This window comes from Empedobacter sp. GD03865 (genome assembly GCF_029840775.1).
Classification (GTDB): Bacteria; Bacteroidota; Bacteroidia; order Flavobacteriales; family Weeksellaceae; genus Empedobacter; species Empedobacter falsenii_B.
Genome location: NZ_JAOCDF010000039.1, coordinates 1 through 15,158, shown reverse-complemented (window position 1 = coordinate 15,158; position 15,158 = coordinate 1). Strand labels below are relative to the sequence as shown.

General features: G+C 31.9%; 12 protein-coding genes. 4 read left to right on the top strand and 8 right to left on the bottom strand.

The genetic code is table 11. The annotated features are described in order from the left end of the window. Positions 1 to 7 precede the first annotated feature (7 nt). Positions 8 to 2,044, top strand: coding sequence for a methionine--tRNA ligase (metG, locus tag N5D46_RS12980; protein WP_280050174.1), 2,037 nt, complete (start codon positions 8 to 10; stop codon positions 2,042 to 2,044). Between the two features lie 69 nt (positions 2,045 to 2,113). Here metG and N5D46_RS12975 read toward each other — a convergent pair whose 3' ends face one another. From N5D46_RS12975 to N5D46_RS12950, 6 genes are all read right to left on the bottom strand, one after another. Continuing rightward, entirely contained in the window at positions 2,114 to 2,503 is a 390-nt protein-coding gene (locus N5D46_RS12975) for a hypothetical protein (protein ID WP_125348870.1), read from the bottom strand. Between the two features lie 9 nt (positions 2,504 to 2,512). Further along, positions 2,513 to 3,481: an SPFH domain-containing protein gene (locus tag N5D46_RS12970; protein ID WP_280046203.1), complete on the bottom strand. Its 969-nt coding sequence runs from the start codon at positions 3,479 to 3,481 to the stop codon at positions 2,513 to 2,515. A 58-nt stretch (positions 3,482 to 3,539) separates the two neighbouring features. Next, entirely contained in the window at positions 3,540 to 3,866 is a 327-nt protein-coding gene (locus N5D46_RS12965) for an iron-sulfur cluster assembly protein (protein WP_135834618.1), read from the bottom strand. A gap of 172 nt (positions 3,867 to 4,038) precedes the next feature. Beyond that, positions 4,039 to 5,121, bottom strand: a complete 1,083-nt coding sequence (locus tag N5D46_RS12960; RefSeq protein WP_280050171.1) for a M57 family metalloprotease — start codon at positions 5,119 to 5,121, stop codon at positions 4,039 to 4,041. A gap of 70 nt (positions 5,122 to 5,191) precedes the next feature. Continuing rightward, positions 5,192 to 6,349: a hypothetical protein gene (locus N5D46_RS12955; RefSeq protein ID WP_280050169.1), complete on the bottom strand. Its 1,158-nt coding sequence runs from the start codon at positions 6,347 to 6,349 to the stop codon at positions 5,192 to 5,194. Between the two features lie 28 nt (positions 6,350 to 6,377). Further along, entirely contained in the window at positions 6,378 to 9,125 is a 2,748-nt protein-coding gene (locus tag N5D46_RS12950) for a TonB-dependent receptor (protein ID WP_038336814.1), read from the bottom strand. Positions 9,126 to 9,333: 208 nt separating this feature from the next. On the opposite strand from N5D46_RS12950, the gene N5D46_RS12945 reads away from it, so the two are divergent. Next, positions 9,334 to 10,014, top strand: coding sequence for a response regulator transcription factor (locus N5D46_RS12945; protein ID WP_280050168.1), 681 nt, complete (start codon positions 9,334 to 9,336; stop codon positions 10,012 to 10,014). Positions 10,015 to 10,023: 9 nt separating this feature from the next. Further along, positions 10,024 to 11,052, top strand: a complete 1,029-nt coding sequence (locus tag N5D46_RS12940; protein ID WP_038336818.1) for an ATP-binding protein — start codon at positions 10,024 to 10,026, stop codon at positions 11,050 to 11,052. 2 nt (positions 11,053 to 11,054) lie between these two features. Here N5D46_RS12940 and N5D46_RS12935 read toward each other — a convergent pair whose 3' ends face one another. Beyond that, the gene (locus N5D46_RS12935; protein WP_038336819.1) at positions 11,055 to 11,456 is read right to left on the bottom strand and encodes a hypothetical protein; all 402 of its coding nucleotides are present in this window, start codon (positions 11,454 to 11,456) and stop codon (positions 11,055 to 11,057) included. Between the two features lie 110 nt (positions 11,457 to 11,566). On the opposite strand from N5D46_RS12935, the gene leuS reads away from it, so the two are divergent. Next, complete coding sequence (gene leuS / locus N5D46_RS12930) at positions 11,567 to 14,425, top strand: leucine--tRNA ligase (RefSeq protein ID WP_280050167.1); 2,859 nt, start codon at positions 11,567 to 11,569, stop codon at positions 14,423 to 14,425. A gap of 254 nt (positions 14,426 to 14,679) precedes the next feature. On the opposite strand, the gene yiaA is transcribed toward leuS, so the two are convergent. After that, a complete protein-coding gene (gene yiaA / locus N5D46_RS12925) occupies positions 14,680 to 15,069 on the bottom strand; it encodes an inner membrane protein YiaA (protein ID WP_038336823.1) in 390 nt (129 codons plus the stop codon). Between the last annotated feature and the right edge of the window lie 89 nt (positions 15,070 to 15,158).

Below are 15,158 nucleotides of genomic sequence, written 5' to 3'. Positions count from 1 at the left end.
TAAGCAAATGAGTCAACCAAAAAGATATACAATTACAGCGGCTTTACCTTATGCTAACGGACCATTGCACATTGGTCACATGGCAGGTGTTTATGTTCCTTCTGATATTTATGCGCGTTTTTTACGAAGAAAAGGAAAAGATGTAGCATTTATTGGTGGTTCTGACGAACATGGTATTCCAATTACAATTCGTGCCAAAAAAGAAGGCGTTACGCCTCAAGACATTGTTGATCGTTACCATGAAAACATCAAAAATACATTGGCTAATTTTGGTGTGACGTTCGATATTTATTCTCGTACAACATCAGATAAACACAGAGAAGTTGCTCAAGATTTCTTCAAAACATTATATGACAATAACAAGTTTACAGAAGATGTTACAGAACAATTTTACGACGAAGATGCGCACGAATTTTTAGCGGATCGATACATTCGTGGTGAATGTCCGAAATGTGGAAATCCTGATGCTTACGGCGATCAATGTGAAAAATGTGGCTCAACATTAAGTCCAGAAGAATTGATTAATCCTCGTTCTGCTTTATCTGGAAATACGCCAATCAGAAAAGAAACAAAAAACTGGTATTTGCCATTGGATCAATACCAAGATTTCTTATCAAAATGGATTTTAGAAGGTCACAGAAATGATTGGAAATCGAGTGTTTATGGTCAAGTAAAATCTTGGTTAGACGATGGTTTGAAACCTCGTGCTATGACTCGCGATTTGAACTGGGGAATTCCTGTTCCTGTTGATGGAGCTGAAGGAAAAGTAATGTATGTTTGGTTTGATGCACCGATTGGTTACATTTCTTTCACACAAGAATGGGCAGAGAAAAACGGTAAAAACTGGAAAGATTATTGGCAAAACGAAGAAACGAAATTAGTTCATTTCATCGGAAAAGACAATATCGTTTTCCATTGTATCATTTTCCCAACAATGATGAAAGCGCATGGCGATTACATTATGCCAGACAATGTTCCTGCAAATGAATTCTTGAATTTAGAAGATGATAAAATCTCAACTTCTCGTAATTGGGCAGTTTGGGCACATGAATATTTAGAAGATTTCCCGAATCAACAAGATACATTGCGTTATGTGTTGACGGCAAATATGCCTGAAAATAAAGACAATAACTTTACGTGGAAAGATTTCCAAACGAAGAATAATTCTGAATTGGTTGGAATTTTAGGAAACTTTATCAACCGTGTAATGGTGCTTTCTCACAAATATTACGAAGGAATTGTTCCTTCAAAAACAATTGAATTTGAAGAATTAACTGAAATCAAATATTTTGCAAAGCGCATTGGTGATCATTTAGAGAAATATGAATTCCGTGCTGCGTTGACAGAATATATGAATTTAGCTCGTCTTGGAAATCAATTTTTACAAGCGCAAGAACCTTGGAAAAAAGGTGATGATCCAGAAGCTGTAAAAGGAATTATGTATGCTGCGACGCAAATTGCTGCGGCATTAGGACAATTGGGAGAACCATTTATTCCATTCGCTTCTGAGAAAATGTTGACTATGATGAATGTAGAAAAAATGAGTTGGGATGATTTAGAATCAACAGACGAATTTGTAAAAGCTGGACATCAATTAGGACAATCTGAATTAATTTTTGCAAAAATTGAAGACGAAGCAATCGAAGCACAAATCAATAAATTAAACGAAAGTAAAGTCAAAAATAATATGACAAATCCAAACGCAGAACCTCAAAAAGAATTGATTTCTTTTGATGATTTCCAAAAAATGGATATCCGTATCGGAACTATCTTAGAAGCGAAGAAAGTTGAAAAAGCAGACAAATTATTCGAACTAAAAGTAGATACAGGAATGGACGTTCGTACAATTGTTTCTGGTATTGCAGAACATTTTACGTTAGAAGAAATCGTTGGAAAACAAGCAATAGTTTTAGCAAATTTAGCGCCTCGTAAAATTCGTGGAATCGAATCGAACGGAATGTTATTATTCGCTGATAAAGCGGACGGAAAATTAACGTTTGTAAATCCAGAAGAAGAAACGCCAAATGGTGTTCAAATTGGATAATTTTTATTGTAAAAAGTAAAATGTATTAAGTATAAATGTAAAAGCCACTTCGATGAAGTGGCTTTTACATTATCTCTTTAAAACTTCTATAAATTTTCCTTGTTGATTCTTTTCTAAATTAATTTTTAAAATGTAATTCTTCTTTTTAATTAAAAAATAGTCTTTTCCTTTCATTTTAAAAACCGTATCTCCTTTTTCGATTGAATCACTCACGTTAGAAAACCATCTACCATCTTTAAAAGAATCAATTTTATTCGTTTCGGGATTATTTCCAATAATTGTAAAAGATGCTGATTTTACTTTATCTTCTTTATAATTATTATTAAAAATAATATTTACAGAATAATCTAATTCAGTTTGATTTTGTCCATTTGTAAAATCACTTTTAAAAAAGTACAAATAGAAAACTATTAATAAGAAAACAAATATTATTACTTTACTATTAAGAATTTTACTCATTACATTTTTCTAAGGATGTTCTGGAAAAGTAAACGAATCTCCTGTATTTGGTTTATTCTTGTGCTGAGTTGGTTCATCTTTCTTTATCTGATACTCGTTCAATTCATGTGCCGCCGTGAAAGAAGTAACCATTGTATTTAACATTTCCGAAGCGGCTGTTGGTGAATTTGGTAACAAAACTAATTTGCTTCCAGATTTTTCTCCAATCGCTTGTAATGTATCATAATGTTGCGTCACAACAATTAGTGCAGATGCTTCTTGTGACGTAATTCCAGCACCGTTTAGCACGTCTACAGATTCTAATAAACCTTTTGCAATTTCACGACGCTGATCTGCAATACCTTGTCCTTGCAAACGTTTAGACTCTGCTTCGGCTCTTGCTTTTTCTACAATCAAAATACGTGCAGCATCACCTTCGTATTGAGCTGCTAATTTTTCACGTTCCGCAGCATTAATACGGTTCATCGCATGTTTTACTTGTTCATCTGGATCAATATCTGTTACTAATGTTTTGACAATTTCGTAACCATACGAATTCATCGCTTCTTGCAATTCACTTTTTACAGCAACCGCAATGTCATCTTTCTTTTCGAAAACATCATCTAAACGAAGTTTTGGAACTTCAGCTCGAACAACGTCAAATACGAAAGAAGTAATTTGCGTATAAGGATTATCTAATTTGTAAAATGCATCATAAACTTGTGTTTTGATGACTTGATATTGAACAGAAACTTTCAATCGAACAAATACATCATCTTTTGTCTTCGTTTCTACAACAACATCTAATTGTTGAATTTTAAGTGACATTTTTCCTGCTATTCTATCTACAATCGGAATTTTGAATTGCAATCCTGGATTTCGTATACTATTAAATTTCCCGAAACGCTCGATTACAACCGCAGTTTGTTGTTTTACTGTAAAGACGAATAAAAAAAGGAAAATAATTCCAAGAAAAACGATCACGCCTAAATATCCCATAAGTTTTAGTGTTTTGAATTTGTTTGATTAAGGTACAAAAAAAATTAGGAATGTTAAGTTATAACATTCCTAATTCAAATTTAGCCTCTTCACTCATCATATCTCTATCCCAAGGAGGATCAAAAGTAATTTCTACATAACATTTTGTTACGTATTCTATTTCTTCTACACGCTGTTCTACCTCAACAGGTAAACTTTCTGCAACAGGACAGTTTGGCGATGTAAGGGTCATCGTAACTTTTACTTCACCATCTGCATTTACCTGAGCATCGTATACTAATCCCAATTCGTATATATCAACAGGAATCTCAGGATCATAAACTGTTTTGAATTTTTCAACCAATTTTTCTCCTATCGAATCCAATTGTTCTTCTGTTAATGCCATTATTTCAATTCTTAAGAGTACAAATGTACAAATACTTTGCCTTACGTGGAATTTTTCTAAATAACTATTTTTAATGACTTAAAATAAAATAGTTATAATAGAAGAAAATCGCTTCTTTGGAGAACCCAAAAAAGCGATTTACAAACACGAAGAACTTTTTTATAAGAAAAGTTTAATCATTTAAATTATAATTAATACAATTATTAAATTTTACTTTAAATGTTTTTATACAACTACCATTAGTATAAATTAAATTTCCTTCCACGGAAGTCCAATTTGTTCCAAGTAAATTTGAGCTTATACCAAATTTTGCAGACCTAAATCCTTTCTTTACTACTATTATAGGGTTATCAGTAGACCAAACACCTAAATCGTCATTACCATAATCTCCCATCAATATTGTATTATAAAAACCTATATCTCCAAAAGCATCAAAAGCACACACTTCCTTTGCTGTAACTATTTTAAATTTACATCCTGTATTTGGATATAAATATTTTACAGAAAAAATATCCCAATTTGAGAAACCTTTCCACGAATTTAACGCAGTACCTCCATTCATAACCGAGTTAGAATCTGAAGTTGGTGATCCTGGAATTTGATTAGCTCCCACAGAGCCTGCCCCTTCTCCCGATGAGTACCAATTAGTATGTCTAAATCCTATACAATGTCCTAATTCATGAACTAAATTATATATTTTTTGACTTTCTGAAACTTGATAATTATTGTTAAAATTAGTATTAACTAGAATCTCATTATAAGCTTTTCCAGTATTTGTAGGGAATCCTGCTGCTGCAATTGTTAAATTTGGTAAACTTCCTCCATCTGCTTTCACAATTATATCATAATCACCAAAACCTGTTTGATCACTTACAAAAGTAATACCACTACCAGCAGAATTCCATTTCACTAAAGCTTCGTCAAAAGCAGAGTACCAAGACATTAGCGAATTGTCTAACCTTACTCTAATAACTCTATTATCACCTGAACTTACTAAGTTGTGTGTGTTCGCTTGTTTTGCATTTGTTTTTTTATAATCTTCTATATTTTTGGAAAACAAAATATCATCTTCAACAAGATAATAGTCTTTTAATTCTTTAATATCATCTAAGTTATGACCCTGTTCTATAATTTGATTGACAACATCATTAATCACTAATTTTTCTTGAGAATTATCGTTTATTAGAGAGTCTTCGTCAGAACAACTATTTGTAATAAAAATAGTCATCAAAAAAAGTGTAAATAGTTTTTTCATAAATAGTTTTTTTAAAAGTTGATTATACAAAATGAGATTCTCTAAAATTTAGAGAATCTCATATAGATTTTTATTTTAATCCTGTCCAAGTAGCCCATGCTGGGATAGCTGCTCCTGCTCCTGCTCCTGTTACATTAGTTCCTAATTTGAAACCTGCTAGTAAATTAGATTCTGATGTTACATTAGATATTTTTACATTAGTTAATGGATTAGCTGTAAAATAAGCTTGAGATTCTGCTCCATTAAAGTTAATTCCTAAACCAGATCCGCTAACAGTACCTTTGAAATTCTCTATATATAAATTATCAATTGTTCCTTTTGTACCACGTCTTAACATCACACCTGCTTCACTGGTTACAGTTGCAAGATTACGTCCAATTAAAGTAACATTTTTAAGTGTTGGATTAGATATTGGTACTAAAGTTGGAGTTGTTGAGTTATTATCTGCCTCAATTCCACGACTATCAGATGAAAAAGCTGTTGCAGTAGATTGATTAGCATATAAATTAGTTACCTTTCCATTCCATCCTTCAGTCCAATCAAATGAATCATCTTGGTTACCAATTGAGATTAAATTTTCAGCATTTACTGATCCTCCAAACCATTCAAATCCATCATCAGACCCTTGGTAAGTTAAGATATTGTTGACAGTAGTACCATTTCCTACTGCATAGAAAGTCATTCCATTATACTCTGCATCTGGATTGATTAATGCTCCAGCATACTCAATTCTTATGTATGAATAAACTCCTGAATTATCTGCAGGATTATCTCCTCCATAAGTTAATCCAGTTACCTCAGCTTGTACATTTTTACCTAGGTTAGTAATTGCATTACCACAAATAACTATTCCTCCCCAATCACCAGCTTGTGGATTTGATTTTCCAGAAGTCATAACAATTGGTTTTGCAGCTGTACCTTGAGCGTTGATTTTACCTCCTTGTTTAACAGCTAAATATGATGCTACTTTAGCATCTGAACCTGCATAACTTATTAATTTCGTTCCTGCTGGAATAGTTAATGTAACTCCCTTGTCTACAATAACTCCTTCTTTAATAGTATATACAGTATTTGCATTTAAAGTTCTATCTGCAGTAATAGTTCCTGAAAGAACTTCTTCTTTATTTGGTTCAATTTCTCCTCCATCATTGTTGTCATCATTATTAGAACAACTTGTTAAATATGTTAACGAAAGAATAGCTGTTAAGCTTAAGATTAATTTTTTCATTGTGTATGTTTTTATGTTTGTAATTCTGTTATTTAAAAATTTTATATTTTACTCCTAGACTAACGTCTAAACCTTTTCTGAAATTTCTAGTATCAATTTCTCCTTGTTGATTATCTTGTATTCTTCTTATTTTAGAATTTAATAGATTATCCACTGACAATTTCATTTCCCAACGATCACCAATTTCTGCTCTGGAAATAAAGTTTAGTGTTACCACTCCTTTTTCTATTATATTTCCTCTTTCAAAAGATCCTAATGAATAAACTCGATCATGGAAATAATTTCCAATTAATGTAAACGATGGTTTAAAGTTGCCTTTCAATACTTTATATGATAAATCTGCATTTAAAAGTAAAGGAGACGCCCCTTGCAGCTTGTCTTCTTTCTCATTGAAGTTTACACTTAAAGTATTCTTTGTGTCTTCTGCAACTTTATCAGAATCCAACTTTTGTTTACTATACATTACTGTTGCATTGAAACCTGCGGAAAGTTCACTATGTCCTACATTTTTAATAAGATTTTTTCTCACTTCTAATTCAGCTCCAAATACGTATGCATTTTCACCTGCATTAACAAATGTATTATCATTTAATGCTGAGTTTAACAATACTTGTGAAATAGGATTTTGAATAAATTTACCAAATGCACCAAAAGATAATATCTCATTAGATGATGGAAATAACTCCCATTTTATATCAAGATTATAGTTATCTGATGAATTAAGGAAAGGATTACCTACAGAGTTTTCTCCAATACCTTCATATCTAAAAGGTGCTTTTTCTTTAAACTGTGGTAAAGTATATGTTTTACTCGCCGAAAGTCGTAGGTTCTGACGAGAATCAAGGCTATATTTTATATTAAGTGCTGGTAAAATGAATGTTTTATCAATATCTGCATCACTAAATTTTACTCCAGACATCGGGTAATTTGTATCCCATTCTATCTCTTGTAAAACCTTATCCACACGTACTCCTAAAGAATATGTAAAATTATCATTTATAGTTTGTTCAAAATTAGCGAAACCAGAATGTACAGTTAAATCTCCATTATAAGTATAAGGAACTAAACTTTCCATACGCTGTGTATTAATAAAGAAGGTACCTGGAATATAAGGTGATGAAGCTTGATTATCTCCATTTAAGAAATCATCTAATTTATTTGGATTAACTTTTACATCACCAGAGATTCTGAAGTTAAATTGGTTAGACTCAAAATCTCTTGATTTCTTTCTTCCATTATAACCAATTGTTAATTTACCATTATAATCATTCTCAGCATTTTTGAACAATTTATAAGATAAAATTGCTTTGCCTGCATATTCTGTTTCATCAATATACTGAAAGTATCTATTATTTGTAGTTGGAGAACCTGTATTAAAAGCATAATTATCTCCATCATTATGGATAAGATTATTCGTAATACGATCTGGCATATCCGAATGAACAAGATTGTAAGAAGCTCCCCAATCAATATCTAATCTATCTGATAATTGGTGTTTTCCTAATAATTGTCCAATTAATAATAAATTTTGTTCTGTTAAAGTTTGACGTGTAAATTCGTATCTATTGTCTTGAGGTAAATATGAATCATACTCATTTACTGAACTTTTTGATCCGTTAACCATTATTCCATTAGCAAAAAGTTGATGTTTAGGATTAATCTTATAATTAACATTCAACATTCCTGTTGTTTTAGTTGAATATTCGTATTTCTTAACCTTGAAATAATCAACTTCGATATTATCATTTGTAGTCCCAACAACTCTTTGAAAACCATCTTCATACGTATAGGAGTTACTAAAACTAGCTGTTCCAAAAACATTTAGTTTTCCTTGAGAACCTACATTAAATGATTTTCCTCCTGTCAAACCATAATCTTGATTAACAGGAAAGGCACTTTTATCTGGGCTCCAACGAGAAACAAATTGATAAGATTTGATAGATGTTGGCAAATTATTTCTGTTAAATCCGTAATATTTCAAATTATTTGCAACTTTGAAAGTTCTATCAACAGCTCGCATACTAACTCCACTTCCAAATTCTATATCTAAGAACCCTTTTCCTTCGTATAATTTTGATGAAATATCGACATTAGCACCTCCTATATCCCCATATAAATCAACATTATATACTTTATTTACCCCTACAGATTGAATAATATCAGAACCAAATAAATCTAATGAAATATTTTTGTTCTCAGGTTCATTAGATGGTAGTGGTAAACCATTTAACATCGTACTATTATATCTATCTCCAAGCCCGCGAACAAAAACACCTCCTTTTCCTTCTGATTTAGAGATTCCTGTTACCTGTTGAATTGCACTTTCCGCATTCGATAAACCTTTTCTTGAAAGTTCTTGCGATCCAACATTTTGTACAATTGTTACAGATTTTTTTTGAACGTTTAACAAACTAGCCTCTGATGACTTTATTTTATTTGCTGTTACTACAGCTGTTTCTAAATCAATTTTTCCATCCTTAAAATCTTCTGGTTTCAAATACATGTTTAATGTATTCGAATCTGATAAATTTTGAGAAACAGATTGATATCCATCTACTTTAATATCCAATTGATAAGTATCATCCGGAATAGAAATTTCGTAGTGACCTTTCTCGTCTGTTTTTGCTTGAATATTTAATCCTTCAACCACAAAAGTTTTTTCAGAAAGTGGTTGGTTTGTTTTTTGATCAAATAAAGTTCCTTCTAACTTAATATTAGTTTGTGCAAAAAGTGCTGCCGAACCTAATAATAAAAGTAAAGTTAAATTGCGTTTCATTGCGATTGTATAATTCGTGTTTGTTTGATGGCAAAGTTGCTGCAATCCAATGAAAAAGATTTTTAGAAATTGTAAAGATTTTGTTAGGTAATTGTTATGAAATTATCGTAACTTTAAATGAATGTTAAGAAATGTTTTTACCTAATTTCTCCTAAAATTTAAGCTTAATTTTACATCGACTAATTTTATTTAGTTATTACAAACAATTATGAAGAACATTAAAATTTTATTAGTTGACGACGAACCAGATATCTTAGAATTCATTGGTTACAACTTAAAAAAAGAAGGTTTTGAAGTAGAAACAGCTCAAAACGGAATTGAAGGACTTAAACAAGCCAAAATTTTTCGCCCAGATTTGATTCTATTAGATGTAATGATGCCACAAATGGACGGAATGGAAATGTGTGCAGAGTTGAGAAAATTAGATTCTTTCAAGGATACTTTGGTCGTTTTTCTTTCTGCTCGTGCCGAAGATTTTTCTCAATTAGCTGGCTATGATGCTGGTGCAAATGATTATATTTTAAAGCCTATCAAACCAAAAGTTTTAATTAGTAAACTAAATGCTTTATTGAAATTAAAACAACCTAACGAAGCGGCAAAAGACGAATTCATCAAATTGAATAATTTCGAGATTAACCGCGAAACCTATAAAGTAAATTACCAAGGACAAGACTTTTTGTTACCTCGAAAAGAATTTGAATTGATTGCTTTATTAGCTTCAAATCCAGAACGTGTTTTCAAACGTGAAGAAATTTTGGAGAAAGTTTGGGGAAATGAAGTTGTAGTTGGCGGACGTACAATTGACGTACATATGCGCAAATTACGCGAAAAATTTGGGAACGATCGTTTCTCTACAATCAAAGGAATTGGATACAAAATAAATGACTAAAAGCTCGTAATGGCTTCAACTTTCAAAGTTCAAAACATCTTTCTATTTGCCTTTCTCAGTACATTATTCTTGGCTTTAGGATTTGTTTTGTTCTCTTTTTTATGGTTTGGAAATATTGATTTTATTCTCCAAGAAAAACTATTTTTCATTAGTTTAATGCTTCTTTTATTGATTGGATTATCAATATTTTATTGGTTTTCTTTAAAAAATCAACGAAGAAAAGATTTTACTGAAATCTCGAAAAATATTCCACAATTTCAATCCAGCACAATGGATTTTGAAGAACTTTCTCAAAAAATTTCTACCATTACAGAAGATCAATCCAAAGAAATTGATGTTTTGAATGAGAGAGAAAATTACAGAAGAGATTTTCTTGGAAATATTTCACATGAATTAAAAACGCCTCTTTTTTCGGTTCAAGGTTATTTGTTAACGCTCATAGAAGGCGGAGTTGAAGATGAATCTATTCGCGATAAATACTTAAACCGAATCAATAAATCGGTTGATCGATTGATTTATTTGGTCAAAGATTTGGACATGATTGCAGAGCTTGAACGTGGACGAATCAATATCGAATTTTCAGTTTTCAACTTGACGGCGCTTGTACAAGACGTTATTGATTTATTAGAAATTAAAGCTGAAAAAAATAACATCAAAATTTCTCTAAATTATCCTATTCATCAACCAATAAAAGTTGTAGGTGATATTCAGAAAATTCAACAGGTTTTAATCAATTTGATCGTAAACGCCATCAATTATTCTAATCCAAATACAGAAATTGACATCGATTTTGAAGAATATGATGATAAAATTCAAATCTCAATAAAAGATCAAGGCGTTGGGATAAAACAAGAAGACATTGACCGAATTTTCGAACGTTTTTATCGAATTGATAAATCTCGAAATCGTAACAATGGTGGATCTGGATTAGGTTTGGCAATTGTAAAACATATTTTAGAAGCTCATAAACAGAAAATTTATGTGACAAGTAAAATAGGAAAAGGCTCTACTTTTTCGTTCTATTTACAGAAAGCTTAATACTATTCTCGCTTCGTAAACTTCAAGGTAATGTTGTGTTTAAAAACTTTCAACGTGTCGTTTTTTGCCTCTTTCCACAAAAAATAAGGAGGTTTCAAATTCAATACATTTCCTTTTACAGCCAATGAATCCTCAAAAAGTTCAGCATAAAGAACTGTATCTTTTTTTAAGAATGCTTTGTCTTTATAATCAATCAAATAATAATCACTTCTGACATAAATAGGATCTTTGACACGAAGTGTTGAATCCTTTTTATCAAAATTCCATTTGATATTAATAGGATTAAAACCATCTTCGTACCCCACAAAAATACGTGTTGTATTTACAATATGACGAACAGAAAAAATAAGGACAGTAAAAAAAATAAGGATACCGATATAATATAATATCAATTCTTTTTTCATGGATTTGGTTTAGGTGTTGATTGTTAATGTACAAATATCGCCATTCTATCCTAAAAGATACATAAAAAATGTAAATTTGCATAAATTTAATTTTAATATAACTTCCAATAATGCAATATAATCCGAATGAAATCGAACCAAAATGGCAAAAATTTTGGATTGAAGACAAGACGTTCAAAGCTGAAAATCAATCAGAAAAACCTAAATTTTACGTATTAGACATGTTTCCTTATCCTTCTGGAGCTGGATTACACGTAGGTCATCCACTTGGATACATTGCGTCTGATATTTATTCTCGATACAAAAAATTAAAGGGTTTCAACGTTTTACACCCAATGGGTTACGATTCTTTTGGTTTGCCTGCGGAACAATATGCTATCCAAACTGGTCAACATCCTGCGATTACAACAACAACGAATATCGAAGGTGGTGTTGATAAACAAGGAAATGTGATTGCTGGTTACGAGAACCAAATGAAAAAAATTGGTTTGGGATACGATTGGGATCGTGAAATCAGAACTTCAGAACCTGAATATTATAAATGGACACAATGGATTTTCAATCAATTATTTGATTCATATTATGATAATTCAACTGATAAAGCTGAATCAATTTCAAAATTAGTTGAAACATTCAAATCAGAAGGTAATGCGAATGTAAATGCTATGGCAGATGATGATATCGAAATCTTTACAGCAGAGCAATGGAATGCCTATTCTGAAAAAGAAAAACAAGCAATTTTATTAAAATATCGTTTAACATTCTTAGCAGAAGCAGAAGTAAACTGGTGTCCAGATTTAGGAACTGTTTTAGCGAATGACGAAGTAATTAACGGATTATCTGAACGTGGAGGATTCCCTGTTGTGCGCAAAAAAATGACACAATGGATGATGCGTATCACGGCTTATGCTGATCGTTTGTTAACTGGTTTGGATAAATTAGATTGGCCAGATCCAATCAAAGAATCACAAAAAAACTGGATTGGTAAATCGACTGGAGTGAGTATCGAATTTCAAATTTCGAATTTCGACGATGCTAAAATTGAAGTTTTTACTACTCGTCCTGATACTGTTTTTGGTGTTTCTTATGTAACATTAGCGCCAGAGCATCCTTTAGTTTCTCAAATTACAACAGCAGAAAACAAAGCAAAAGTTGATGCTTATGTCGATTATACTTCAAAACGTTCTGAACGTGATCGTTTAGCGGATGCTAAAAATATTACAGGAGAATTTACCGGGGCTTACGCCATTCATCCATTTACAGGAAAACAAATTCCGATTTGGATTGGTGATTACGTATTGGCTTCTTATGGAACTGGAGCTGTAATGGCTGTTCCTGCTGGTGATGAACGTGATTTTGCTTTTGCAAATCATTTCAATTTACCAATTATTAATATTTTCAAAAATCAAGATATTTCTGAAGCTGCTTTTACAGAAAAAGGTAGATTCGAATTACAAGATTCTGATTTCTTAAACGGATTAGATTATAAACAAGCGGTTGCAAAAGCGATTGAAGCTTTAGAAGAAAAAAGTTTTGGACAAGGAAAAACAAACTTCCGTTTACGCGAAGCTGTTTTCTCTCGTCAAAGATATTGGGGAGAACCGGTTCCTGTTTACTTCAAGGACGGGATGCCTTACACAATTCCTACAGAAGCTTTACCAATTATTTTACCTGAAGTGGACGAATATTTACCAACATCTGAAGGTGAGCCACCATTAGGGCGTGCAACAAAATGGGCTTTTGATACAACAACTAATCAAGTTGTAGATAATACTTTAATCAATAACGAAACTATTTTCCCAATAGAACTAAATACAATGCCAGGTTGGGCAGGTTCTTCTTGGTATTGGTTACGTTATATGGATGCAAAAAACGACAACGATTTTGTATCTAAAGAGGCTGTTGATTATTGGCAAAATGTAGATTTATACATGGGTGGATCTGAGCATGCTACTGGTCACTTATTATATTCTCGTTTTTGGCAAAAATTCTTGTTTGATAAAGGATTCGTTCCTACAGATGAATATGCAAAAAAACTGATTAACCAAGGAATGATTTTGGGAATGACCGCTTATGCATATAGAATTAATGGAACAAATACTTTTGTTTCTAAATCTTTGAAAGATCAACATGAAACAACACCAATCCGTATTGATGTTAAGTTGTTAAAAGATGGAGGCGACGAATTAGATACAGAAAAATTCAAAACTTGGAGAGAAGATTTTGCTAATGCAGTATTTATCTTAGAAGATGGGAAATACATCACAGGACGTGAGGTTGAAAAGATGTCAAAATCTTACTACAATGTCTTAAATCCTGATGATATTTGTAATCAATATGGAGCAGATTCTTTACGTTTATACGAAATGTTTTTAGGTCCTGTTGAACAGTCTAAACCATGGAATACACAAGGTTTATCTGGAGTTTATTCATTCTTGAAAAAATTCTGGAGATTATATCATTCAGGAACAGAAGAAACATTTTTTGTTTCGGAAGATGAACCAACAAAAGAAGAAATGAAAGTGTTGCATCAAACCATCAAAAAAGTGGACGAAGATGTAAACAATTTCTCTTTTAATACATCGGTTTCTACTTTTATGATTGCTGCAAACGAATTAGGAAAATTAAAAACAACTAAACGTGCAATTTTAGAGCCTTTGGCTATTATTATTTCTCCTTATGCACCGCATATTGCAGAAGAATTGTGGTCAAAATTAGGACATGAAACGTCAATTGCACATGCAGATTTCCCTGTTTTCGAAGAAAAATGGTTGATTGCAGATGCTAAAGAATATCCAGTTTCATTCAATGGTAAAATGAAATTTTTGTTAGAATTACCTTTGTCGTTATCGAAAGAAGAAATTCAAGAAATTGTAATGAACGACGAACGTACAATCAAACAATTGGGTGATCGTACGCCAAAGAACATCATTATTGTTCCTGGAAAAATCATTAATATCGTTGGATAAAATTCATCAGTTCGAGTGATTTTTAGAAATGAAATGTATAAAAATTGTATCGAGAACAGAATTTTAAAACCTTATTCTCGATACTAAATTCTTTCAGAATTTCACTCGAATTGACGGTTTCAAAAATAAAAGTAAAAGCCTCGCAATTGCGAGGCTTTTACTTTTATTTTGCGTTAGGGATTGTAGTGAAAATCCTTTGCTGAATAGCAAAGATTGTAACGAAAAGCCCGCCCGTAGGGAACGCCCAAAACATATTAATTTGCCATATTGTCCCTTGTATTTTTTTGTACAGCAATAGCTCCAAAAATTGCCAATAAAAAAGCAAATGCATAGAAACCTTTCTCCGAAGGTAAGATTGTCGCATTCCAAAGACCTATGATTAAAAGCGTGATTGAAGCAATAGTTCCAAACCAACAAATTCCGTAATAAATATCGGTTACAGGGATTTGTTCCAATCGATCTCGAACAGCTTTTTGCAAAGATACTACTGCGAAAAGTCCAAATAAAAGAACGGTAAAGTAATAACCTTTCTCGTTTAATTCCATTTCGGCGCGCGTCAATCCAATAATATATCCAATCATTCCCGAGCCTAAAGCAATCCAAGAAGCTGCTATAAAAGCATTAGATACTTTTTGTTGTTTCATTTTATGTATTTTAGTAATAGATTAGCTGTAAATATAAATATAATTTAATCTGATTTACAATAAAGATTATTCTTAACTCAATAAATATG